The 22789-nt window shown below is 52.8% G+C and carries 27 protein-coding genes; 3 read left to right on the top strand and 24 right to left on the bottom strand.

Going from position 1 to position 22789, the window contains the following annotated elements; all coding sequences use genetic code 11:
- Positions 1-24: 24 nt before the first annotated feature.
- The 3 genes from SAR116_RS11655 to SAR116_RS11645 form a co-directional block, all read right to left on the bottom strand.
- Positions 25-867, bottom strand: a complete 843-nt coding sequence (locus tag SAR116_RS11655; protein WP_013047143.1) for a S49 family peptidase — start codon at positions 865-867, stop codon at positions 25-27.
- 211 nt (positions 868-1078) lie between these two features.
- Entirely contained in the window at positions 1079-1840 is a 762-nt protein-coding gene (locus SAR116_RS11650) for a tRNA1(Val) (adenine(37)-N6)-methyltransferase (RefSeq protein ID WP_013047142.1), read from the bottom strand.
- Positions 1830-2045: a putative signal transducing protein gene (locus SAR116_RS11645; protein WP_013047141.1), complete on the bottom strand. Its 216-nt coding sequence runs from the start codon at positions 2043-2045 to the stop codon at positions 1830-1832. Before SAR116_RS11645 ends, SAR116_RS11650 begins: the two co-directional genes overlap by 11 nt.
- 228 nt (positions 2046-2273) lie before the next feature.
- Between SAR116_RS11645 and SAR116_RS11640 the strand changes: the two genes are divergently transcribed.
- A complete protein-coding gene (locus tag SAR116_RS11640) occupies positions 2274-3347 on the top strand; it encodes a polyprenyl synthetase family protein (RefSeq protein ID WP_013047140.1) in 1074 nt (357 codons plus the stop codon).
- A 22-nt stretch (positions 3348-3369) separates the two neighbouring features.
- Here SAR116_RS11640 and SAR116_RS11635 read toward each other — a convergent pair whose 3' ends face one another.
- From SAR116_RS11635 to SAR116_RS11530, 21 genes are all read right to left on the bottom strand, one after another.
- Positions 3370-3825, bottom strand: coding sequence for a glycoside hydrolase family protein (locus SAR116_RS11635; RefSeq protein ID WP_013047139.1), 456 nt, complete (start codon positions 3823-3825; stop codon positions 3370-3372).
- Positions 3818-4249: a 3TM-type holin gene (locus SAR116_RS11630; RefSeq protein ID WP_013047138.1), complete on the bottom strand. Its 432-nt coding sequence runs from the start codon at positions 4247-4249 to the stop codon at positions 3818-3820. Before SAR116_RS11630 ends, SAR116_RS11635 begins: the two co-directional genes overlap by 8 nt.
- Before the next feature lie 54 nt (positions 4250-4303).
- Positions 4304-4618, bottom strand: a complete 315-nt coding sequence (locus tag SAR116_RS11625; protein ID WP_013047137.1) for a DUF6127 family protein — start codon at positions 4616-4618, stop codon at positions 4304-4306.
- Positions 4619-4749: 131 nt separating this feature from the next.
- Complete coding sequence (locus tag SAR116_RS11620; RefSeq protein WP_013047136.1) at positions 4750-5799, bottom strand: porin; 1050 nt, start codon at positions 5797-5799, stop codon at positions 4750-4752.
- 381 nt (positions 5800-6180) lie between these two features.
- Positions 6181-9684 (bottom strand): TipJ family phage tail tip protein, encoded by a 3504-nt coding sequence (locus SAR116_RS11615; protein WP_190275447.1) that lies wholly within the window; start codon positions 9682-9684, stop codon positions 6181-6183.
- Between the two features lie 25 nt (positions 9685-9709).
- Positions 9710-10342 carry a tail assembly protein gene (locus SAR116_RS11610; protein WP_013047134.1) on the bottom strand — a complete coding sequence of 211 codons (633 nt, stop codon included), beginning with the start codon at positions 10340-10342 and terminating at the stop codon, positions 9710-9712.
- Positions 10332-11123, bottom strand: coding sequence for a M67 family metallopeptidase (locus SAR116_RS13370; protein ID WP_013047133.1), 792 nt, complete (start codon positions 11121-11123; stop codon positions 10332-10334). Before SAR116_RS13370 ends, SAR116_RS11610 begins: the two co-directional genes overlap by 11 nt.
- Positions 11120-11869 (bottom strand): phage minor tail protein L, encoded by a 750-nt coding sequence (locus SAR116_RS11600; protein WP_013047132.1) that lies wholly within the window; start codon positions 11867-11869, stop codon positions 11120-11122. The genes SAR116_RS13370 and SAR116_RS11600 overlap by 4 nt, the downstream gene beginning before the upstream one ends.
- A gap of 32 nt (positions 11870-11901) precedes the next feature.
- On the bottom strand, positions 11902-12228 hold the full coding sequence (locus tag SAR116_RS11595) for a phage tail protein (protein WP_013047131.1): 327 nt from the start codon (positions 12226-12228) through the stop codon (positions 11902-11904).
- A complete protein-coding gene (locus SAR116_RS13760; protein ID WP_049757547.1) occupies positions 12228-12827 on the bottom strand; it encodes a phage tail tape measure protein in 600 nt (199 codons plus the stop codon). Before SAR116_RS13760 ends, SAR116_RS11595 begins: the two co-directional genes overlap by 1 nt.
- Complete coding sequence (locus tag SAR116_RS11580) at positions 12827-13852, bottom strand: phage tail tube protein (RefSeq protein ID WP_013047129.1); 1026 nt, start codon at positions 13850-13852, stop codon at positions 12827-12829. The genes SAR116_RS13760 and SAR116_RS11580 overlap by 1 nt, the downstream gene beginning before the upstream one ends.
- Positions 13852-14247: a hypothetical protein gene (locus SAR116_RS11575; RefSeq protein ID WP_013047128.1), complete on the bottom strand. Its 396-nt coding sequence runs from the start codon at positions 14245-14247 to the stop codon at positions 13852-13854. Before SAR116_RS11575 ends, SAR116_RS11580 begins: the two co-directional genes overlap by 1 nt.
- Positions 14247-14576: a hypothetical protein gene (locus SAR116_RS11570; RefSeq protein ID WP_013047127.1), complete on the bottom strand. Its 330-nt coding sequence runs from the start codon at positions 14574-14576 to the stop codon at positions 14247-14249. The genes SAR116_RS11575 and SAR116_RS11570 overlap by 1 nt, the downstream gene beginning before the upstream one ends.
- Positions 14573-15031 carry a DnaT-like ssDNA-binding protein gene (locus SAR116_RS13360; protein WP_013047126.1) on the bottom strand — a complete coding sequence of 153 codons (459 nt, stop codon included), beginning with the start codon at positions 15029-15031 and terminating at the stop codon, positions 14573-14575. The genes SAR116_RS11570 and SAR116_RS13360 overlap by 4 nt, the downstream gene beginning before the upstream one ends.
- Positions 15028-15264 carry a hypothetical protein gene (locus SAR116_RS11560; protein ID WP_013047125.1) on the bottom strand — a complete coding sequence of 79 codons (237 nt, stop codon included), beginning with the start codon at positions 15262-15264 and terminating at the stop codon, positions 15028-15030. The genes SAR116_RS13360 and SAR116_RS11560 overlap by 4 nt, the downstream gene beginning before the upstream one ends.
- The gene (locus SAR116_RS11555) at positions 15257-16441 is read right to left on the bottom strand and encodes a major capsid protein (RefSeq protein WP_013047124.1); all 1185 of its coding nucleotides are present in this window, start codon (positions 16439-16441) and stop codon (positions 15257-15259) included. The genes SAR116_RS11560 and SAR116_RS11555 overlap by 8 nt, the downstream gene beginning before the upstream one ends.
- Before the next feature lie 71 nt (positions 16442-16512).
- On the bottom strand, positions 16513-16857 hold the full coding sequence (locus tag SAR116_RS11550) for a hypothetical protein (RefSeq protein WP_013047123.1): 345 nt from the start codon (positions 16855-16857) through the stop codon (positions 16513-16515).
- Positions 16850-18199, bottom strand: coding sequence for a DUF4055 domain-containing protein (locus SAR116_RS11545; RefSeq protein ID WP_013047122.1), 1350 nt, complete (start codon positions 18197-18199; stop codon positions 16850-16852). Before SAR116_RS11545 ends, SAR116_RS11550 begins: the two co-directional genes overlap by 8 nt.
- 45 nt (positions 18200-18244) lie before the next feature.
- A complete protein-coding gene (locus SAR116_RS11540; protein ID WP_238531156.1) occupies positions 18245-19558 on the bottom strand; it encodes a DNA-packaging protein in 1314 nt (437 codons plus the stop codon).
- Complete coding sequence (locus SAR116_RS13635; RefSeq protein WP_013047120.1) at positions 19491-19928, bottom strand: hypothetical protein; 438 nt, start codon at positions 19926-19928, stop codon at positions 19491-19493. Before SAR116_RS13635 ends, SAR116_RS11540 begins: the two co-directional genes overlap by 68 nt.
- A 123-nt stretch (positions 19929-20051) precedes the next feature.
- On the bottom strand, positions 20052-20522 hold the full coding sequence (locus tag SAR116_RS11530; RefSeq protein ID WP_013047119.1) for a DUF6362 family protein: 471 nt from the start codon (positions 20520-20522) through the stop codon (positions 20052-20054).
- Positions 20523-20638: 116 nt separating this feature from the next.
- Between SAR116_RS11530 and SAR116_RS11525 the strand changes: the two genes are divergently transcribed.
- Positions 20639-21400 carry a S24 family peptidase gene (locus tag SAR116_RS11525; RefSeq protein WP_013047118.1) on the top strand — a complete coding sequence of 254 codons (762 nt, stop codon included), beginning with the start codon at positions 20639-20641 and terminating at the stop codon, positions 21398-21400.
- A gap of 38 nt (positions 21401-21438) precedes the next feature.
- Complete coding sequence (locus tag SAR116_RS11520) at positions 21439-22785, top strand: class I SAM-dependent RNA methyltransferase (RefSeq protein WP_013047117.1); 1347 nt, start codon at positions 21439-21441, stop codon at positions 22783-22785.
- Positions 22786-22789 lie beyond the last annotated feature (4 nt).

The raw sequence follows: 22789 nt of genomic DNA, 5'->3' as shown, positions 1-22789 counted from the left end.
AGATTTTGACATAATACGCCCCAATTACAGGCCAAAGCGCGATAGATAGACGCGCTCGATGGCAATATCAGAAGCTTCATTAACAATACCACTGGCCATCTGTCCTGACAGATTGGTCAGCCCGAAAGGCAGCAATTTTCGTTTCGGTTCGATCATCATCAGTTCGGTATCATCGCCAAACCGGCTATTGATTGTCTGTCTGATTTCACCAACCGCATCAACCAGCCCCAGCTTGACCGCGGTTTCACCAGTCCAGAACGCGCCACTGAACAATTCAGCTCGATCGCCTTTCAACTTGGCACCACGTCGGTTTTCAATGTGGGCAATAAACTGGGTATGGATTTCTGCCTGCAATGCCTTTAGCCGTTCGACTTCTTCGCTTTGTTCGGGCTGAAACGGATCAAGGATCATTTTGGATTCACCTGCTGTATGCACACGCCGGTCAACACCGATTTTCTTGATCGCTTTGTCAAAACCAAAACCGGCAGACACTACGCCAATCGACCCGATGATCGAGGCCGGATCAGCATAAATTTCATCCGCACTGGCAGCTAGCCAATAGCCACCACTGGCCGCAACATCTTCACAAAAGGCCAAAACCGGCACATCAGCCCGTTTGGCCAGATCGCGGATACGGCGCCCAATCAGCGAAGATTGCACAGGTGACCCGCCTGGTGAATTGATAATCAATGCCACTGCCTTGGCGCGTTTGATTGAAAAGGCTTTTTTCAATTGCGGTTCGACCGTTTCCAGCGAAATCCCCCGCCGCATGCCACTGCCCGACGCGGCGATCACACCACCAAGCCGGACAACCGGCACAACCGGCTTTTTTTTACGCCAAAAGAAAATCCGGTTAAATACACCCATAATGCCAATGACTCGTCAGTTGTTAGATAGCTGCAAAGACAATGCAACATATCCGACTCACATGCTATTATTTTTGGCATGCTATTATTTTTGGCATGCTATTATTTTTGGCATGCTATTATTTTTGGCATGCTATTATTTTTGGCATGCTATTATTCCTAACGTAAAGACCGGTTTTTCAATTCAGGACACAGAGTCGATAGGGCGCAGATCAGGATCGTGCCGGATGCGTCAGATATAGCGCACCCCCTTGCATGATGCGACTGGCACTTTGCGTATAGTCACCGCTATCATTATGCAGAACCAGACCAGGCAAAATGGCGCCAGGGCCAGTTATGGTTTTACGCACCTGAATAATGACCCGGCTGGCGGGGGTATCATGACGTGGCCATAATGGGCATAGCAACGTTTCACCAGCACCGTTTGTTTCAAACGCCGTGATTAATTCCGACGCCCGGTCTGCCCGACAAATAAAGCTGATTCTACCGCGTGGTTTTGTGGCCCAGATCGCCGCCTTTACCCAATCGGCAAGTTTGGTATCCTCGCCCATATGCGCCAGAGCGCGGCTACGGTTTTGCGGGCGTGTTCCCCGTGTATCATGATAGGGTGGGTTACTAACCACATGGTCAAAGCTGTTCGCCAGTACAGGCGATAGCGCTTTTATATCCCCGGTTAGTAATCGAATCTGCGCCGCCAGATTGTTATCTTTGATATTGCGTTCGGCCAACGCTAGCATATCCGGATCAATTTCTACCGCAGTGACATGAACATCGGGCAGTCGCTTGGCAATGCACAATGCGACCCCGCCTACACCGCACCCCATGTCAAGAATGCGTTTGGTTCGTTGCGGCACTGCCGCGGCCAGCAAAATGGCATCAGTGCCAACCCGATAACCATTTTTTGGCTGGGTTATAGCAACCGTTTTATTCAACAGATGGTCATGTGTCACGTCACTATCGGGATCAGTCATCATACAATTCACCCGCATCATCAAGCACACGCTCGGCGCTCAGCTTATAGGCATCAGCAACAACCAGACGACAGGGGAACGCGCCAATGCCACCTTCCAAAGCCGAGATGTGACTGTCAAAAACCTCATTTTTGATCCCCGCATCATTAAGCAACGCGCGCAGAAAAGACAGCCTGACCATATTTGTCGTGCGGATAATTGTGACCATAGCCCAATATCGCGTATTATCATGCCATATCCAAGCTGTTAGTGATCAAATTATGAAATGAGATCGTAGTACCTCGACATATATCTGGGTTCATTGCTTAAATTTTGCTAAAATTTGTTAATTGAGTATAAATTTTGCTTGTCCCTGCCATAGCAGAGGCATATCTAGACAACATAGTGAAACATGTCATCATGCACATATGTTAGTGATTAATATTGGGTAGAAAAGATGGTTGCACAATCCATTACGGCTGAGGGCATGACGCAGGTCGCATCAAAGCTGGACGATGATGCTCTGAAACAGCCGCCATCCTTGACGGCCTTGGTCAATCTGCTTGCTGATGATATGGCTCAGGTCAATGAGACAATCATGGCGCGCATGACCAGCGACGTGCCACTGATCCCGCAACTGGCCGGACATCTGATTACCTCAGGCGGCAAACGTATGCGCCCCTTGATGACACTGGCAGGTGCCCGCATAGCCAGCCCCAACACAACAAGCTGTTCTGTTGCGGCGATCAAACTGGCAACCGCCGTCGAATTCATTCATTCGGCGACCTTGTTACATGATGATGTGATTGATGAATCGAATATGCGCCGCGGCCAGGACACAGCGAATGCGCTATGGGGTAATGATGCGTCAGTTCTGGTGGGTGATTTTCTGTTTGCGCGGGCTTTCGAGCTGATGGTCGAAAGCGGCAATATTGATGTGCTTGGCACCTTGTCATCGGCTTCGGCACGGATCACCGAGGCCGAAATCAAGCAAATGACGGTCGCTGGCAATCCGGATACCCGACTTGAAGATTATCTTGATGTGATTGAAGGCAAGACCGCCATTCTGTTTGCCGCCGCCGCCGCATCAGGTGCCAGAATTTCCGGTGCCGATGAGCAGATTACGCAGGCGATGCATATGTATGGATTAAATCTGGGGCTGGCATTCCAGATCATGGATGACGCGCTCGATTATACGGCCGATAGCGCGCAGATGGGCAAAAACGCTGGTGATGACTTTCTTGACCAGAAAATTACCATGCCGGTTATTCTGGCCTATCAGAAAGCCAATGACGAAGAACGCGGTTTCTGGCACCGCACCATAGGCGATGGCAACTTTGCCGCCGAGGATTTTGCCAAAGCACAGTCTATTCTGTCGCATCACAAGGCGATTGAAGCATCACTTGAAGCCGCCACGTCATATGCCAATAAGGCCAAGGCCGCATTGGCCATTTTCGATGCACCGGATCAGGCTGAACTAGCACAGGCACTAGCGGAAACCGCCGCCTTTGCCGCTTTCCGGCGCACCTAAGACCCGCTTCATGATCATGGCGTTATCCGGGCTTGCTGGATGATCGCAACAGTGTCGCTATCTCCTGTGCGCGGTGGCCAACCTGACCTGCCCAATAGCTATCCAGCGCCTCATGGCTGGCACCTATCCAGTTACCATCATTGATCGCGGCGCGCATACGCCGGAAACAGGCTAGGCGCGTTTGCCCCAGATTGAAAGCCATCGATATCAACGCCGCCTGACGTTTCCGGCCAAAGCCATCAAAAGCGGGGAATAATGCCCGGCATCCGGCGCGGGCAATAGCGATATCATGTGCCAGCAGCATGTCGATTTCCTCAGCGCTCAGGCCGCGATCATCCAGATTGCGCCCCACCCCGATGGTCAGCTTACCGACCTGATCGCGATAGGGATGCGCCCGCCGCCCTTCATGCCGTTCGAGCATGGCGGCCAGATCGCGGTCAGATTGGCCTATCGCTGGCAAAGACTTTGATTTAGTCATGATGCACACCTTGCACACCTTGATCCCTATGACCAGTTGGCCTGATTGACGGCACTATCTTTTCGGCGCTACGCCCCACCACATAACCGCCAAGACCGATCTGCAACAGCAACCATGCCTCATCCGACAGGCGAAATACCAGTAGGCCAAACGAATCAAGGATCACCAATGCCAGAAAGCTCAGCATCGTGATCGGACGCCAGTTTCGTTGCAACCATGACTGCCCACCAATTTCGGCGGCGATCAGGCTGGCGCGCGCCGCCAGCTTTTCACGTTCCAGATCGAGGGTCAGCGCCAACGCCTGATTCTGCGCGGCGACCAGCGCCATGCGCGCGGCATCGCGTTCTTCATCCGAGGTATGCAGATCGTCGATCAGACTGGCAAGCGGCGCGAATATGCGCGTCATCATATCAAGAAGTGGCATCATCTTCCTTTCAACTGTCATGAATATGTGTTTCGGGGCAAAGGGCGGGCGTGATTATTGCTGATGCGACAGGATCACCAATATCCCCAGCCCCATGAGCATCAAGGCGGCCTGCACAAACCAGCCAACACATTTCTGGATCAGGCCAAAGCGCAATTTCCGCAAGCTGGCTAGTCCGGCGCGCAGATCGGCCAGATCAGCACGGGCATCGGCATCATCCAGCCCCAGATCGGCCAGCCTTCTGGTGATTACGGCATCAATGGCCGCTTGCATTTGGGTGTCATGATCGGGTTCTGCCTTGCCCGTTTCCAGCTTGTCCGCAGTCGGCACCAATGGCGATGGCGGCAAGGATGAACGCGATGGCGGCATGGGCAAGTCCGGTCAGGGGTTATGGGGGTATCAGCTAGTCACGCGGATATATTTGAGGTCAATAAAACACAAAAAGAGGGGTCAAAGACCCCTCTTTCCTTAATGATATGAATCTATCCAATTTCAGATAATTAGAAGTTCACCCGCATCTGAAGTTGGGTTGAATTACCAGTATTCTTTGCACCCATATTTGGCGTGTGGCTGGCTTTGGTATAAATAAGGTTAGCTGTCAGACCAGGTGCGATAGTGTATTTGGCACCAAGCTCGGTAGATGAAAACTTGTCACCTTTTTTCGTACCTTTGTTTTCCTTTGAATTGAGCATGATCACATTCACGGTCAAAGCATCCGACATGGCATAAGCGACTTCAAGCTCAGTTGCCTTTTGATCCGAAGTGGTTGCACCAACATTGGGCTTTTGCGATTTGCCAAGCTGGATCACTGACGCGGTTAGATCGCCGCTGGTCACAGCCGCACCAACTTCAGAATGGTCTGTCTTAGCTGAATCAGCCGCACCATCCACAGCTTTGGTGGTCTCGGTTGCATAACCAAGCGTCAAGCCTGTACCATCCATGATATCGGTGCTGTAATTCACCCGCATAGCGGTTGAATCGGCTTTACCGCCACTCTTTGTTCCATCATCAGCCGTTGCTACTTTTGTTCCACCATCAGCCATCGAAAATCCGAGAGTAATACCAGCGATATTAGGCGAATTATAGATGAACTTTGGTGCAGTGCCCGATGGGTTAACCCAAGATGTGGTAATCAGACCGGCATTACCGGTAACATCACCCACACCAGGCTGGACGCCCGAAATTGTACCGCGCCAGTTCGCGCCAAGCGATCCGGTCGTAAAAGGTGAGAATTGACGACCAAGAGAGACCTTGCCCCAATCATCGCCAACATAGATCCAGTTACGGTCAAAACCATCCTTTACCTGCCGCAAACGTGCGGCGGCACCATAGGTCATGCCGCTATCAGCCGTTTCATCGGCATTGAACCAAAGTTGTAAAACCTCGCCCATTGATGTGTTATTAGCACCTGAACCGGCATCATCAAGAGTCTTGTCTGTCCATGTTGTATAGGTCCAGCGGGCATTACCGCTGATGCTAAGATCAGCTAGTGCCGATGTAACACCGCCCAGCGCAATCAAGGCTGTCGTTGTCATTAATAGTTTTTTCATCTCGAAACTCCCTTTCGGTTTGATGAAATGTCAAACGGAACGGCGTAACGGGGAGTGCGAACAAAACAGCTTTTCCGACAAATCATGAACCAGACCCTTCAAAGGCGGATGCCTTAAGACAGGTAGGGATCGCATAACGTGGCAACGGAAAAGAAAAGGCCGAACCATAACGTGAAAGACACACGGCACCATGCCGCATATCTCTTGTTATGAGTGCGCCCTTGGGTAAATTTATTCAATTTTTACAATGTGTTTTGGCTATAGACACGAATATTTTTGTTGCATAATTACAACTATTTAGATTATTCTAAATAAGCGTATTTACAAAAATCGCGGATTTCTGCCAATCTACCTGTTGCCCTTATCCATGTCGGATAGGCATTATCGCAATGTTGATCCTGCCAGCGCGAAATTATCATATAAATGCGTAAAGCCGCCAGATCGCAACCGTCCGGTTCCGGTGACCGATAGCCGAAGCCGGATATAAATCGGCTGATGTGATCGACCACGCGGGATAACCAGATGCGGTGCCATATCGATAGCAAGGCGATATTCGGCGGTATAGCCAGCCCGCGCATTAAGCGATGCGCCACTAGGTCTAGGCACATGCACACGCGCCAGTTTGACGCTTACAATGCCATCAAACTGCCGATAGGTGGCATAATGTTCGGTTTCGGCATCATGATAGGCCGTCGCATCAAACAGCCCTGACCGGATACGGTGCGCCCGGGCAACCATCACACCGCCACGATCCGGCATGCCGATAAAGATTTCGACCGGACAACGGAACCCCCGCAAAATATCGCCCCAAGGCTGGGCACCCGCATCAGGGCGGTAAAAGCTGGATAAAGTTAATTTAGGTGCGCGTGACCAGAACCGGCTGAAATAGCCCTGTTCATTATCTTGGCGGTTAGCACCGTGCGGGTCATCAAAGGTCAGAATCTGGGCATTTGTATCAGACAGCGTATTGGAAAAGGCATCTGGCGCAACCCGAAGCGGGCCAAAGGTGAACATGCCGCCCCTGGCGGGTGATTTTGGTGCACTGATTTTGCGATCTTGCGTAAAGGTATGAAAACCTGTTCCCTTTTGCGTCGGCATGATGATGCGCGGGGCAACAATAATCCCGTTATCATCAACACCTTCGCCCTGTGGCCCCTTTGGCCCTTTTGGCCCCTGAATACCTCTAGCGCCCCTTGCCCCTTGCGGGCCTTGTAGCCCCCGATCACCCTTTGGCCCTGCCACGGGCGCTAATGCGGTGGCTGTCACGGGTGTTGAAAATGCCGATATCTGGCCTGTATGCCGGATATAGCGCAGACGGAAATGGACAGACCGACCCGGCGTCAACCCTGCCGCCGTCCATGCTGTGGCTGTCGTTTGACCCAGCTTGGTTTCGCTATCACGTCCTTGCTGTGCCCATATCTCATAATGTGCCAAGCCGCTATCCGCCACCGCCGTCCAGCGCAATTGAACCAACCCCTGACCAGCGATTGCCCGCAATCCCAATGGTGCCGCCACTGCCTCTGTTGGTGCGGGGACGGGCAAAGGCGCATGATGATGCACAGGCACCCCGCGACGGCTTGTCCAGCTGATTGGCGCAATCGAAAACCGCCATGCCTGTCTGTCACTAGCAGATAAATTCGCATCCACACCATCATCACCTATCACATCGAACATCACCGCAGGGGCACTGGTTTGGGCGCTCTGCACCGTGCCATCAGGCGCCGTTGCTGTCACATGCCAGCCAGACAGGCGGGCATCATGCGGGCTTTCCCATGTGATATAGAGCTGTTGTGCCAGTCCCGTACTGCGCCGAATTTCCGCCACCTCAAGTCGGATTTGCGTGGCGGCTGGCAGAGGCGCTGAAAAGTCAGGTAGCGGTAAACGCGGCAAGGCTGGCAAATCTACAGCAGCATCGATCCGTGCATATTTATCCGGATCATGCAGTATCCCGCCAATTTCAACGATATGGTTTTCGGCCTCGCGCACCGAGACAACACGATAGGGTTTGCCTTCAACATGGTTGTTTGTGCTTGCATCTGCTGATATCGGGCGCATGACAAGGGGCGTATGCGCGCGTGGACGCGGCGCATCGGTGGCTAGCACCAATAGCGCGGACATAGACACTGCATCGATATATAAATGCCCTCTTTGATGGGCAATCGGGCTGTGCACATCGCGTCCGGTGCTTTTTTTACGGCCAGCTTCATATAGGCACATAACCGCCTGATCCGGCATGTTAGCCAGCCCCCTATCATCAGCAAGATCAAGCGGTACCAGCCGCGCCGACTTGCCAATATCCGGCTTGTTGCGTCGCCATGCCGCTTTGCCCGCAGGCGTCAATGGTGTGGCGCTGATCCGCGCCTGAATGATTGGGCTATCATTAAGCGCTGGATCGGCAATTAGCACGACATCGCCTGGCCGCACCGGCGCCTCGGCAAAATGATCAAGGCTGGCACGATAGCTGATCGCATGACGCTGGCTTCGCGCTGTTTCGATCAGCCACCGTGCATGACGCTGGGCTTCGGCGCGGTTAGTGCAACCCAGCAAGGACACTTCATAGGGGCGATAACCAAAACGCTGAAAACTATCTTGATCAACCGCGCTTTCGACACTGATCTGCCCGCCGTTTGCCGCCTCGCGGAAAGTCACAAAGGCATGGCTGATTTCCGCCTGTCTTGCTGGCCCATGATACACAAAATCCCCATTAATCACATTCGCAGATGTGACCAGAATACTGGGCGCTGTTGGTTTGTCAGCACGAAACCGAAGCCGCCCGCCTGACCAGTAAAACAGCACATGGATCGCCGCACATAATTCGGCCATCAGCACAGCCGCCGATTTACGTGTCTTGATAACGGCATTGAACCGAAAGCGCGGATTGTCATCATCATCGCTGACTGGCGCATCGCAATAGCGCGCAATCGTATAGAGATCAAATTTATCAACACTTTCAGGCGGCAGCCCCAGTCCCCAGTCACGCGCCGTCAGAATATCATATATCACCCATGCCGGATTATCTGACCATGCGGTTTTAAACTGCCCATCCCATATCCCGTTATAATGCCGCCTTTCCGGATCATAATTTCGGGGCACGGCAAGCAATCGTCCCTTTGTGTCAAAACTGACTACAGGTGGGCGACCAGCAAAGCCCCGCGCATCAAGGCTCAACGCGACTGTCGCCATACCGGGATAACGCAGAGCATCCCATGTCAGCCAGGTGATGCTTGTACAGGTCACATCATTGATCAAATCGCGGCTATTGCTGTTGGCTGTCATCCGTACAAGCCGGAATTTACGCACCGCCGTTATATCATCGTCAACCGCGCTGAAACCGACCTGCATTTGTATTTCAAAAGGACCGGACTGTTTTTCACTCACCGTCTTACGCACGGCCTCGTGCCATTGACCACTATGCCAGACATCAATCCGCAAGGTCACTGCCGCACCGGTAATCACATGCCCGCGCCGATGCACAAGCCCGCGGCCAAAGCGCAATGTCAGACGCGCCGCATCAACGCGTGCCCGGCTGGCCACCCGTGCCAATCCAGCGCGCATGATCCAGCCTGTATTTTGCACCTGTTCGACAACGTTAAAGCCGGGCATAGATACTGGATTCTGATCCGGGGTGCCGTAGGTCTGCATCCAGCCAACACCTTCAAAATTCGCGGTACCATCTGGCGATTGCAATGGCACATCGTCAAGAAAGATCGATTTGGCACCATCACGCAGCCCGCCAATTGGCCCTGCTGATAGCAGAAATTGCACCCGCGCCGTACCTGAAGACCGGATACTGTCAGCTACCTCGGTAACCTGTGGCACCTGCCAGTCACCGCCACCGCCACCAGATTTTCCCCCGCGGCCGCTAATCATTGTTGCATCATTCATGACCATGGATATCCTGATGTTTCGATTATGTTAGTTTTTCGATAGCGACGCTTAATCCGGCAGAAATAACTGGCGGTTGCGTCACCCTGACCATGCCATAAACAAGCGGGATCGGTGTGCCCTCGGCACTTGATGCCGAGGCGGCTATCACATCTGATTCAACGGTACCAGCTGGCGCATGGATCTGTGGTGCCAGACTGTCGCTTGCCGATGACAGGATCAGCCAAGTCGCCGCCCCACCCAGCAGTTTGCTGCCAAAAAATCCAGCCGCCTCACCAACGCCCGCACCGCCAAGCGTTGTCCCCAATCGTGAAAACTGGCTTCCTATGCCTGCCTGAACGCCGGGGATAAATGATAGACCCAGCAACGTCAGCCCTAGCAGCATTTTGCCATCGCCTTTGCCATGCCCAGCTATATCAGGCCAGATATGCAGGTCGGGTTCGGCAAAAGGCGCAAACATATTTGCCCCATCAAGCGGGGTCAGGCGATCCGCCAATCCTGTTGCGACTGAAAACCGTCCTTGCCTTATGGCCGCGGCAAAGCCGTCACATTGATTTTCCAGTGCGCTTATGGCTTCATGCGGGCTGTCTATATGCAGTTTGAATAACTGGCCAAACTGTGCCAAGGCACCATGTAGATAAATCGTTTTAACCCCCATAGCGCACCCAGAAATCAATATAGCGATACCAGCGTTCGGCTGGTTCTTGGCGCGGTAGCCTGTGCGGCGCATAGCCGTGGCGTCCGGCAAGATGATGCAGGATCAACCCCTGACCGACCCAGACCGCCGCATGATTAATCACCGGACCCAGAATACGCATCATCGCAACATCCCCTATTTCACGCGGCACATCATCTTCGAGCGCGCGGAAACCATATGCGGCAAAATTATCACGATACAGATTGGCCTGATGACGTCTGCCCCTGCCATCACTATCATCGTCTCCAGAGCCGGCACCAGTGCCGATCCACCATTCCCATGCACGCGGATAATCAGGCAAGCTGATCTGGCGCTGGCTGGCAAACCAGTCGCGGATCAGCGCATAGCAATCTGTCACACCATGCCTATAGCCACGCGTCATCAATGGTGCTGGGGCACCGCCAAACCAGAACACACCTGCATGTGTTTGGCCTGTGGGAATGGTGATCGCCCAGGGAAGCTGGCTAGCCTGTTGCTGAACCATGTCGTGCCGTGACGGAAACGCCGGGCCTTTTGGATGCGAATGAACAATGGCGCAGGCATTATCGCCAGAAAACACAGCCTTTTCGGACATTTCAAAACACAGGGTGCGGTCAACCGCCTGATTGGGTAGCGGCTGGAAAAAATGACCGCCTGAACCCTTGCGAACAACACCGCAGATTTCTTCATGCGCATTATCATTGGCATATGCCATGATTGCCGCGTCAATATCCTGACCAAACATGCTCGCAGACTTATTCATAGGCGGCGCACCCCGGGAAAGCCCAGAAATGGCAGATTGAACAAAAACCGTTTCCGGCATCCACTCATCAAATGCAGGCTGCATTCATCCTTGGCAGGGTCAGTCGTTTCGGCACCATCGGCGGTAAAATAGCTATCGCCCTGATAGGGGCATGTCACGCCAGAATAATCGAACGCCGCCTGTGACGCATCCCAGCGTCGATAAACATGCTGGCATAAATCGCGAAGCATGACACGCTGTGGGAACTGTTTGCCTTCAAGGCTTGCTTCGGCGCATAATTCAAGCCGCATAACAGCACGTTCAAGCCTTGCAATGCGATCAATCACCCAACGTTCGACCGGAAAGCAATTGCCGCCACCTTCACCATGTGGTGGGTCAAGTTCGCTGGTCAATGTCATGATCCGGCGCACCGCAATACCGCGCAATTGATCATGCGTTACGGCATCATTAAACAGGCCTGTTACATTCGAAACTTCCAGAACGGGGCGCGCTGGAGGGCCTTCTGCTGACCATGAAAACCTGCTTGCCATGATGGGAAAGCTGCGATAGGCGGCTCCCGCAAAATTTACCCCACCGCCTTGCACTGCCTCGGCAACAAACCGGAAAGGGGTGGGCTTGATGTCAATTTCAAACAGATGCACCAGCTTGCCCGGAAATGGCGCCGAGGCATCATCTGCTGAAATCATCTTTGCAGAGCTGATTTTGCCAGGCGTTGCACCTGAAATATGACCTGATCGTTGTGTCATACTATACCTATATCTGGGTTGATGGGCCTGAGTTAGGCTTCGATGAACAGCGCTTCTAGTGACGCTAGTGCCTGATTAACAGGCGTGATCTTCCATTCGCTACAGACAAACTGCGCCATAGTTGCGTGCGGCGGATGCCAGAAAAACGGCGTACTTCCTGAAAGCCGGTCCAGAAATTGGTCAATGCGCGCTATGTCGGCAACAGGCTTATCCAGAAATGTGACATGCCAGATACGCCGATGCGCCCCAATATGCCCAAACCGCTGTCGAAACCCGTTACCGAACTGGGCTTCGGACACGCGATGCTTGACCTGCAGAAAGGATGTCTGACTGGCCTCAATGGACGGAAAGCGCGCCATCAACGCCGCCCAAGGGGATTCAGCAAACCGCCATCCCGCAGATAAGTCTCAACCCGTACAGCCACGGCCTGATCCAGTGCCTCATTCAACGCCTGTGAAACAACTGACGCCATATTATCGATATCTGTATCATCCAAAGCTTCAGCCTTATCAGTAGTGACATTTATAGTTATGGGCTGTGGCTCTACTTTTGGCTGGTCTGCTGATATGCTGGCCACACCAAGTTGACCATCGGCACCGCGCCGCAATGGCAAAATGGCTTCGGGGCCTTTTTCGCCTGCCAGTGCCAGAATTTGCGCGCCATCGACAACGCCACCAGCGGCAAAACCTGGCAATGATCCACCTTGCAAAAGGCCAAATAGTGACCCGGCAATACCTTGATTGCCCCCCAGCACACCTGAAAATAGCTGTTCGACACTTTGTTTAAGATGTGTTTCAAGCTGGGCCTGAAGCCGTTGTTCAACACGTTTGATCTGTCGCTCAAAAATGCGTTCAATCGACCCGCGCCCACTTAGCAAACGAACTATATCGTCAAGCTGTCGGGACATATGATCAGCTCCCCTACCGCTACGTCGGCGCATGTGATAACGCCGTGCCATTAGTCTGCATCCAGTTCGGCCATACCAATCGCAATAAGCGGGGATGACGAATCTTCTGGGTCGTGATGGCTTTCAAACTGAACTCTCAATAGAGGTGGCAAAGCCGGACTTGATGTTTCGATTTCGCTATTGGTGATAAGATTACTGGGTAGCAGAACCACCACAGCATGACCCGCTTCATCATATATTGTGAGCTGAATTTTCAACCGCGTATCTGCACGCAATAGGGTGGCTAAAGATGGTGTGTAAAGAAGATGTAAGGCGCCATCAATGGCCAGCAATCCGTCCGTAATGCCAAGTGGCGACATCGCGCTAAGCCCGAATAAGGGTGTCATGCCCCCACGCGTCATAGTCAGCGTCAGATGCGAAAGGACAAAATCACCGGTTGAGTGCAACAACCGCGACTCAGCGCCCAGTATCTGGATAGCTAATGCTGACGGCGCATGATTAAGATTGAAAGGCGGGCTAACTGTCGCCAAAGGCATGGCGTTACCCAATTGACTTGCTGTTCTATGCGCTGGCGATGACATTTTACCAATCATCGTCGCCCCCAGCACCGCTTCACCGCCAGTACCGATCGTCAACCGCAGACGTGATGACTTCAGACCGTAAAAATGCTGCCAATCATCGCGCCTATCAAAGCGCCGCAATAAACTGAATGAGGGCGCCGTCTGGCCTGTCCCCATATCAGGGCTCAGCGATGATAATCTGGCGCCACGAGGCAGCATAGTCAGCAATCCCGATATATCTCTATTACGCCACAGACCACCAACCCCAGAAGCCAGCAGATCATCACCATTTCCAAAAGCCAGTTGCAAGCTAATATCGCCGCCTATATGGGCATGAATAAGCTGGCTTTTAGTCGCAAATTGTCCACCACCCAGATTCTGCCGTCGGCGACGCGACGCAATCTCAGCAAGATTTTGCTGCAAAACAGTCAGGGGTTTATAGGCAGTTGGCGGCATAGTCCAACTTGCCTCCTTGCCAATTCCCAAGCACATATCCTGTCCCAGTCGTATCCGCATTACGCTGTTCCTTCCCAGAGCAGAAAATCAAGTTCGATGTCTGTGAGCCAAAATCCGGCTGACGCATAGGCTGGCTGAACCCGCAGATTGGTGGTGCGCACCTTGCCAAATTGTTTGTTTGAAAGGCATGTATCAAGCTGGGCAACGCCACTATCAGCTTGCACCATACCTTTGCCCAGCGGCACCGCCAGCGTAAGGAACATCTGTCCCTCGGATACCAGATCTGATGCCATGAACATTTCCGAAGCCCCCAATAGCGAGACCGCAAACTTCAGATATCCATCTGCCATAAATGATAGATCATCAGCCTGGGCATTTTCCCATATAAGCGGGCTTCGATCCTGCCAGCATGCGGTCACAGCCGCCTGCAATTCGTCACGGACAGTCCTGCTCATTACTGTATGTCAGCACTGGATAGTTGCGCCTGAAACAGACGTGATCCAGCCTCCCCGATCCGCAAGGCACTGCTTAGCCGCCAGCGTTCATTTTCGATTATGACCGCATCACCTTGCTTGGGCAGAACAGTGGCGTCAGCCACCAGCAACAACGCTTCGGCCTCACGCATATCAGCGGGCAGATTTTCATGCTCAACCGCCCGCAAACGATTGATCAGCACATAAATGGTGTTGTCTTGTCCAGATGGGTCGGCGCCTGCCCTTAATAATCCTTTCCGTCCATAACGTGACAGAACTTCGCGCAGACGCTTGTCATGAATCGGTATCATGTTCGCTTAATCCTTGAAGAGCTGGTTGTTTCCAGAAATGGTGATAGCAAGGCCTTGATCCGGCTTTGCGATGACGACGATCTGCTAGCGTCATAGCTTACGGCGACTGACCCTATGCGCTCAGACAGAACCGCCCCACGAAGACCAAGCAGTTCGGCGACGCCCCCAGCATCCTCAATCAAGGCAAGCGCTAGAACGCAATTGGCATCTTTCACTGCAGACGGGATTCCGCTGATGGTACGTCCTGCCTTATCCTTAATGCCGGTACGTGGCCAGGCACGCAGTTGATCGACTGCTTGCCGATACCCCCGAAAGGTAAAATGCGTATCAATAAGATCAGCCGCCTTTACCAAAGCAGCCGCCTTGATCATGCTGTTAGCATCCGCCCAGTCACCATAGGCACGTATCTGGCACCAGCGATCAGCCGCCACAACATCAAGATAGGCGGCACTCATCTTACCCGCTCCTGCACAGCACCATCATTTGCATACAGAAACTCTGAAATGGTTGTTGGCGGCCGAAAGCCATTATTGCGTTCAGACAAACGCCAATTGCGGAAACGGGCAGCGGCATAAAGCTGGTAATCGGCTAGCGGCACCACCATCTGCTGTTCGGTTCGGGAATGCTGAATGATAACAGCCTTATCAGATATAACCGCATCTGCTTTATGGACACCGGCTTCACGCATCGCCGTAAATCACACAGGCTAATTCGGGGCGCATCATAGCCACACCCCAAAGCACATCAAACTCCCACATGGTCTGTTTATATTGGCGTGTAACCTCCAGCCTTAGCGATAGTCCAGTCTGCGGGTCAGACACCGACATGATCTGGCCATTCAGCCCGCTTTCAAGACCTGCGGCAGATAAGGGCCGCATCGCCAGCGCAACCGCGTCACGATGCAGAACCAGCCCGACCTTGTGCGTTGGCTTGAAAATGACTTTGTGACTTGTATTTAGTGCTTGCCCAATAGGCATATGAAGCGTGATGTCGCTATGTGCAGAATTGCTGGAAGCAGCAACCGATTTAACACGATGCACGGTTTGGTCTGCATCATTCTTGATAACGAAACTATCACCAGGATTGATGTTGCTATGGCTGGCATTAACTGTAATTGTCATCGCCTGTGCTCTTGCGGTTTGGGTTATAGCGACCTCACCAACGCTGTTACCCGCATTTGGCAATAGATCACTAGAAAACCAGTCGATCCCAAATTTGCGGCCAATTTCACCTTCCATCGGCACGCTAGTGGAGCCAGCTTTATCAGCGTCATGGAATTGAGGCAGCCCAAGCGCATTAGCCTCCATATCATAGTCAATAATGGCAAAACGACCGGTTTTGGGAGCGGCTGCCTTGTTCAGGAAACGTCGTGCCTGAATGGCACAAGTGGCGCCATGCCAGTCTTTGACATCTGCAATGGTGGACGGCATCGGCTGAAACGGTATTTCACCTGGCAACCCAAGCCCATGGGCAATCAATTTATGCGTATCAATGATTGACTGATTCACGGCTCCTGCCAGCGCATGGATCGCTTCGGCCATCTGCATCGGAATAAAATCGGCGCTGCTTTCGATTTTGGCCATTTCATCGTCAGTTAGATAAAATGCGGCGCGTTTCCAATTATCCAGCGTGATTGACACCGATGAAATCGATGTATCAGGAATATTACCCGTAAATGTCTTGCCCGGCGTCACGTCACTTACCGCTACCGGACTGCTGACCGGCACATCGATGGCGTCACCCCGACGGGCGGCATCGCTGGAAAAGCTGCTATTGACAAGACGTGGCAAGATTGCACGTTCGCGAAAATGTAAAAGACCACGCGCAACAATACGTGGCATCAGGGTTTCTAATTGGTTTGGCAAAAGTCTCTCCTTTCGAATGAAATGGTTACTAGGCAGTTTGAAATGATTGTTCCGATAACAATGTCAGTGCGCTATGCGCCGATATGCAAAGTCATGCGGCCGCTGGCCAACGCCTCCAGATTGTTGTTGATTGCATCGCCATCCGACGCATTAATGCTATTCGTCATCACCGCATCCGACATGCCCGCGCCAGTTCCAACTTTCATGTCGGAAATGGATGTGTCGGGATTATGCGGATTATCTGATTTTTCAGATATGTTGGGGCTGTCGGTTATCGACGCCGCCGCATTGGCAACTTTGTCAGTTTCCGCATCCGGTTTGTCACTTTGCGGCTCATGATCTGCATCTGGGATACTGGCATGAGGTGATAGATTATCGTGCTTGTCTGTTTCTTTATTCAAGTCTGTATCATTCATGATTACCTCTTTGGTTTCGGATTTTTGGCGTGATGTTTGACGCCTGTGTCGGGGCGGAAATGCCACCGCCTGCCGCCAAAATGCCGCGGCGGGTGATTTCGGCCAGAAAGGCTTCCTGACTGATTTCACCAGCCAGCCGTGCCCTTAACAGAATGTCGGCCTCATTAGCCGCGTCATCGCTGACGGGAAAATGACGGGCAATCTGGATCTGTCCGGCCGCACCATCAGGCACGTCCAGCCAGTCCGCTGCCATTTCAAAAGCCGCCTGCAAGCCATCGCGCAAGGTTGTGATCACGCCTGTCAGGGCGGCATGCGCTTCGGCCGCATCAATCGCACGACCTGTCGCGGTTTCGTTGCCTGGGCGACGGCGCAACATATCCAGACCCAATACAGCCATGCGATCCTCAAGATCGATAAGATCCTGTCGGCCAGCGTTAATGGCGGCACCCGAATGTTCGACAAAACGCAAATCAGCCGCCGGGTCATCCGCCATTATCAGGCGGTTAGGGCCGATTTCTATATCGCCTTCGGCTGCCTGCAACGCCCGGCCAAACAAAATAGGCACCCGTGCCACATGCAGAATATGGCGCTGATCACTAGCCGATTGCCAATGCGCAAGATTAAGCCAAGCCAGATCAATCAAGGGTGGGCGCGACTGCATGAAACCTGACGGGGCAACATTCAAAGTGATAAGCGGCGGGCGACCATAATCATGCTGGCCTTCGGTGGCGACATGCCATGTGCCAATAACGCTACTATCAAGATCACCGCGTGGGTGCCATACTTGCCACGCATGACGCCCAATCACACGAACCGCTTGACTGGTTTCTTCACCAAAGCGACCAACGCGCCTGATATGCGTTTCGGCAATTCTGATTTCGCTAAGCCCGTCATCATCTCGGGTGGCTCCGATCAACTGACTGGCAGTAACCATGACCAGATAAGGCGCACCGCCCGCAACTGGTCGATCAACCAGAATATGCACCATGCCATCGATCAGTAACCGTTGCAGAAGCCGCTTGGCAAAATCACTCAGCGACGTGCCTTCCTTGTCACAATTTTCGGTCAACTTTTGCAAAGCCGGATGCGCTGACTCCAGCGTCACAGGGCGGGCAAAGGGGCGTCCTGACAATGCCTGCACTGTTCGTGACAAGCCGTTAAACAAGACGGTTCGTTGCAAGCGGACACGCCATGCTGTCCAGCTTTCGGCAGCTTCACGCGGAAGCCAGCGTTGTCCAGCAGCGCGCATGCTCAAGGTGCCGCCCATTAAATCGGCCAGCAAATCCAGTTCGGCCGCCATCGCCCGATGCGCAATCCCCGGGGTTGCCACATTATCTGTCATCAGTAATCCTCGAATAATGTCGTATCTCACGACAGGTGAAGAACGTTAAAACGCCATCTCTTTAGTGGCGGTTTCAATCCCGCCCAGCAGGGCATTAACCGCCCAGACCATCGCATCGAGCCGATCCGGTGACGGCGTTTGCCGTTGGCCTGGCACACAGGCACACATCTGATCTTCAAGTGCACCGAATTGCCCGGCATGCGAAACATCACCGCGGGCATAGGCAGCAGCCACTGGTTCGGCGCGAATTGATTTTGACCGCATTGCCCGCACTTCACGTACCGGCAATGCACACCCTGCCTGTGCCAAAAGCGTACGGATCAAACTGCCACCCTGATTGATTTCGGCGATCACACTGTCAGCGCGCCATTGTCGAAAAACCCTTTGTATTTGTACTGCCCACCTATCTGGCGTCGCATGAAGTGAATCATCGGCCAGAATCCAGATATGGCCATCCTGATCCTTGCCGGCGGTTATGATGCCTGTTTCATCACCACCGCCCATCGCCGGATCAACACCGATCACAATCCGGATAAATCGATGCCGCTTTGGCATCGGCCGATGCAGACGTAGAATATCATTTCGGCACCATAACGCATCGGGCAGATTTGACATCATTATGCCCTCAAGCTCCTGACGCGCCAGATAGCTATCACCAAATCGCCGGTGCATGGCTGCCATAAAAGCAGGTGACAGATTAGCCGCATTTTCGCGGCTAGCCCCTTGCACAAGCACCGTATCTTCAGCGGCCGCTAGATCGGCCAGCCAACGTACCGGACGCGGCGTTGTTGTTGCTATACATTGTGGGCTTTTGCCAATACGCAATGCCAGCATCAGATTGTCCCATGCGCTTGGATAACGCCATTTGGCAATCTCATCCGCCCACCCATAATCAAATTCGGGGCCGCGAAGCTGTTCGGGATCATCTGCCGAATAACAACGTGCAATTGTTCCTGACGGCCAGATCAATGTTCTTTGCCCTGCCCGCCATGCTGGCCGTGCCCAGTTCGGGCATACCGACAAAATGCCTGACGCACCCTCGACCATGACCTGACGGGCATCATCAAAAGTCTCACCCACCAGCGCAATACGCCGCGCCCGCCCGCTTTGTGCCAGCCACCTTATCCATTCGGCGCCAGCCCGGGTTTTGCCAAAGCCGCGTCCTGCCATCAATAACCAGACACGCCAATCACCTGCTGGTGGCAATTGTTTTGGCCGCGCCCATAACTGCCATTCATATAACAACAGATTAATCTGCTCAGGAGCCAGCCCGTCAATAAAGGCTGTGCGGTCAGTCTTTGGCAGGCGGATCAGCGAGTCGATCCAGCTTTTCTTCAAGGGCTGATCGTAATGCGTCAAAACTGTCCTCGTCCGTATCGGTCTGTCCGCCTCGTAGCACCCGGCGGTCATACAGCCAGGGCCGCCGCGCTTTCAGCAAAAACATCAACAGGCTATCCGAATAGCGGGTGATCGTTCCAACAACCTCTCCCTTTGAAAACCGGTTTTCCTCGGTGCCTTCAACAGCGCGGCGCAAGGCTTCCAGTTCCAGCCAGTCAACTGCTTCCTCAAGCGCATCTTGCCAGGCTGATGCAAAGTCTGGATCGACCCGCCGCATCCGGTATAAAGAGGCACGCGATCTCCCAACAAGCCGGGCGGCGGCGCTAACATTTCCGGTTACCCGCAAGGAGTCAAGAAAGGCTTGTCGCCATTCGCAATCATCATGGGTCACTTTTGAAATGAACCTAGCCTATGTCATATATGGAGGGATTGATTGTCAGTATATAATAGGATTTATCCTATTTTGTGTCATTTGTCAAGCTGATTTCGCAATCAACCTACATCTTTGTTCATATCAATCATGGTACTGGGCGACGCCATGCTGACTCTGTATCGTCTCGAGCGCGGCTAAAGCCTTTTTATAGTCACGATTAAGGCTAGATCGGCTTTTACCGCAACGCCCCACCAGAATGCGCCATGGGATATTATTGGCACGCGCCCAGACAAGCTGACGCGCTTCATAATCCAGATGCCACAGCAAAGCCAACATGACATCCATCGAATCAATCGCCTGTGGAGATGGGCGTACTTGCGATAAACGTCTTGTTTTACTGTATAAAATGGCTGATTCGCGTATCATATCTGGCCAGGCACTTCTAATGCCATTCGGTATCGCCAGCTGATCCCTTGGTAACGCACGCAAGGTCATCGCCGCTGCCATCATCCGTTTGGCCAAAAGCGTCTCAGCTGGTGTAAGCGCCAGACTTTTTTCATCTATGCTATTTCTTTTGGTACGGAGGGGGGGTACTTTACGCGTATGTATCATGGCAAATTTCCTATCTGATTAATGGTTGGCACAGTAACGGAAACAGTCTTGTAATTTCTGAAAAGCATGATAGGATATTTCCTATATAAAGAAAAGAACGAAAAAGGATTATTCCTATGGACAGGGTTAAATCCAAACATAAAATGCGGCATGATCTAGCCGAAATTCCGGCAAATGACACTGCCAGAACGGCTTTAAGCGTAGCGCTATCGATGCAGACACCGCCGTTGACCCTAAAACAGGCATCGCGCGCGATTGGCCGCAATGACGCCTATTTACACCAATATCTGAACCGGGGCTCACCGCGCCATCTGCCCGAGGCCATTCGCTATCAGCTTGCTGCGATTCTAGGCGTCGATCAGGCAACATTGGCACACCATGATAGCTTGCCTAAAGGGGCGCGTAATGCGGATATATCCCATACGGCAACAAATTCAGCGCCCCTTGGTCTGCAGACCATGTCGTCAGTACCATTTCTTGATATTCACGCCAGTGCAGGCGGCGGTACGCTTGTTGATGCGTCTGCCGACACCGCAACGGCGGCGCTTGCCTTTCCACGTTCATGGCTTCGTAAAATCTCACCAAGCAAAACCGACGCGTTAAAACTCATCACTATTTCTGGCGATTCAATGGCACCGGTTCTTGAACATGGCGATACAGTGATGCTGGATACCGATCAAACGCGCCCCACCCCGCCAGGTATTTTCATTTTGCATGATGGGCTTGGCCTTGTGGCAAAGCGGATAGAGCTTGTGCCCAGCACCAGCCCCCAGACTTTGCGTATCTGTTCGGAAAATCAGGCCTATACAAACTATCAGCGTACGATTGACGAGGTACAGATCATCGGTCGTGTGGTATGGTTCGCCCGTAATTTATAGGTACCCGACCATAACCGCCAAACACAGGTATTCGATTCATGCGACGAACAAAGCGAAATGATGGCCAGCTTCCGCGCAATGCGCCCCCACTAGAAGTTGAAATCACGCATATTGGCGGCCGTGGCGATGGTATTGGCAGTGCTAGCTACACGCATAAATACGAAACCAAAACATATACCATTTTCGTACCTACCAGCCTGCCTGGCGAAATTGTTCTTGCCCAGCCTATCAGCATCAATGCTCAGGGCATCAAGACACGGATTCTGGAACTGGTTCGCCAAAGCGATCAACGTCAGACACCGGGCTGTAACAGCTTTCCGGCCTGTGGGGGATGCAATTTCCAACATTGGTCACGGCCAGCGATTGCCAGCTGGAAACATGATCTTGTGGCGCATTTCCTGTCACGACATGATCTTGAACCAGACCAGATGCGCCCCATGCAAAGCTCGCCTCCAGCCAGCCGGCGACGCGCCACCTTTCAGGTAAAGCGTATGAAGGACTCAGCCATAGTTGGATTTCATGAACGCAACAGCCACCACATTGTTGCGCCGGATGGCTGTGTGATTCTCGAACCCGCCCTTATTGACCTGCAGTCGGCTTTACATGATTTTGCCAGCACCCATCTTGACGCTGGTAACGTACTAACCGCCCATGCCAACCTCCTCGATAACGGTTTATGTGTGTTGCTATCAGGGCAGGATAAATGGCCATCTTCACTTTTAGCAGCGCTGACTGATTGGGCTAGCAAACCAATCTTTGCAGGTGCGCCCTTGGCGCGCTTATCGGTAAATGACGGGCACGTGCCTATGCTGTTATTTGCCCCGACACCTGCTGAAATTCGATTTGGCGATATTGGCATTGATCCGCCAGCAGGTGCCTTTCTTCAGGCAACGCAGCATGGCGAGGCCAGCCTACAGGCGGCGGTAGCTGAAATCACCGCAGGCGCATCGCGTGTGATTGACCTGTTTGCTGGCTGCGGCACATTGAGCGTGCCGCTGGTCAGCCAGCTGACACATTTACTAGCTGTCGAACAGGACGCGGCTAGTCTGGCCGCGCTCAAGGCTGGCGCCAACAAAGCAAAATGTGGCGCCCGTGTCAAAACCATGCAACGCGATCTGATGAACGCACCTATCCAGCCAGTTGATCTGGATCATTTCGATGCGGCCATAATTGATCCGCCGCGCAACGGTGCTGCCGCACAATGCGCCGAACTTGCTCTATCTAATATTCCGGTTATTGCAATGGTATCATGCAATCCGGCAACCTTTGCCAGAGATGCCGAAGCGCTCACCTATGGCGGTTATCGTCTTGACTGGATGCAGATTATCGATCAGTTTTTGTTCAGCAATCACCTTGAAATTGTTGCCCGCTTTACTAAAATCTAAATAT

This window comes from Candidatus Puniceispirillum marinum IMCC1322, from assembly GCF_000024465.1.
Classification (GTDB): Bacteria; Pseudomonadota; Alphaproteobacteria; order Puniceispirillales; family Puniceispirillaceae; genus Puniceispirillum; species Puniceispirillum marinum.
The sequence above is the reverse complement of the archived record's forward strand: the minus strand, read 5'-3'. Positions and strand labels throughout refer to the sequence as shown.

Bases quoted from the DNA above. Each gene is read 5' to 3' on its own strand.
- SAR116_RS11550 (WP_013047123.1), bottom strand. From the start codon at position 16,857: ATGAATGATACAGACTTGAATAAAGAAACAGACAAGCACGATAATCTA.
- SAR116_RS13760 (WP_049757547.1), bottom strand. From the start codon at position 12,827: ATGGCACGGCGTTATCACATGCGCCGACGTAGCGGTAGGGGAGCTGAT.
- SAR116_RS13360 (WP_013047126.1), bottom strand. From the start codon at position 15,031: ATGAGTGCCGCCTATCTTGATGTTGTGGCGGCTGATCGCTGGTGCCAG.
- SAR116_RS11630 (WP_013047138.1), bottom strand. From the start codon at position 4,249: ATGCCACTTCTTGATATGATGACGCGCATATTCGCGCCGCTTGCCAGT.
- SAR116_RS11530 (WP_013047119.1), bottom strand. From the start codon at position 20,522: ATGATACATACGCGTAAAGTACCCCCCCTCCGTACCAAAAGAAATAGC.
- SAR116_RS11625 (WP_013047137.1), bottom strand. From the start codon at position 4,618: ATGCCGCCATCGCGTTCATCCTTGCCGCCATCGCCATTGGTGCCGACT.
- SAR116_RS13370 (WP_013047133.1), bottom strand. From the start codon at position 11,123: ATGAATAAGTCTGCGAGCATGTTTGGTCAGGATATTGACGCGGCAATC.
- SAR116_RS11635 (WP_013047139.1), bottom strand. From the start codon at position 3,825: ATGACTAAATCAAAGTCTTTGCCAGCGATAGGCCAATCTGACCGCGAT.
- SAR116_RS11525 (WP_013047118.1), top strand. From the start codon at position 20,639: ATGGACAGGGTTAAATCCAAACATAAAATGCGGCATGATCTAGCCGAA.
- SAR116_RS11580 (WP_013047129.1), bottom strand. From the start codon at position 13,852: ATGCGGATACGACTGGGACAGGATATGTGCTTGGGAATTGGCAAGGAG.
- SAR116_RS11645 (WP_013047141.1), bottom strand. From the start codon at position 2,045: ATGGTCACAATTATCCGCACGACAAATATGGTCAGGCTGTCTTTTCTG.
- SAR116_RS11595 (WP_013047131.1), bottom strand. From the start codon at position 12,228: ATGGCGCGCTTTCCGTCCATTGAGGCCAGTCAGACATCCTTTCTGCAG.
- SAR116_RS11545 (WP_013047122.1), bottom strand. From the start codon at position 18,199: ATGACAGATAATGTGGCAACCCCGGGGATTGCGCATCGGGCGATGGCG.
- SAR116_RS11570 (WP_013047127.1), bottom strand. From the start codon at position 14,576: ATGATACCGATTCATGACAAGCGTCTGCGCGAAGTTCTGTCACGTTAT.
- SAR116_RS11615 (WP_190275447.1), bottom strand. From the start codon at position 9,684: ATGAATGATGCAACAATGATTAGCGGCCGCGGGGGAAAATCTGGTGGC.
- SAR116_RS11650 (WP_013047142.1), bottom strand. From the start codon at position 1,840: ATGATGACTGATCCCGATAGTGACGTGACACATGACCATCTGTTGAAT.
- SAR116_RS11600 (WP_013047132.1), bottom strand. From the start codon at position 11,869: ATGACACAACGATCAGGTCATATTTCAGGTGCAACGCCTGGCAAAATC.
- SAR116_RS11610 (WP_013047134.1), bottom strand. From the start codon at position 10,342: ATGGGGGTTAAAACGATTTATCTACATGGTGCCTTGGCACAGTTTGGC.
- SAR116_RS11560 (WP_013047125.1), bottom strand. From the start codon at position 15,264: ATGCGTGAAGCCGGTGTCCATAAAGCAGATGCGGTTATATCTGATAAG.
- SAR116_RS11655 (WP_013047143.1), bottom strand. From the start codon at position 867: ATGGGTGTATTTAACCGGATTTTCTTTTGGCGTAAAAAAAAGCCGGTT.
- SAR116_RS11520 (WP_013047117.1), top strand. From the start codon at position 21,439: ATGCGACGAACAAAGCGAAATGATGGCCAGCTTCCGCGCAATGCGCCC.
- SAR116_RS11620 (WP_013047136.1), bottom strand. From the start codon at position 5,799: ATGAAAAAACTATTAATGACAACGACAGCCTTGATTGCGCTGGGCGGT.
- SAR116_RS11640 (WP_013047140.1), top strand. From the start codon at position 2,274: ATGGTTGCACAATCCATTACGGCTGAGGGCATGACGCAGGTCGCATCA.
- SAR116_RS11575 (WP_013047128.1), bottom strand. From the start codon at position 14,247: ATGAGCAGGACTGTCCGTGACGAATTGCAGGCGGCTGTGACCGCATGC.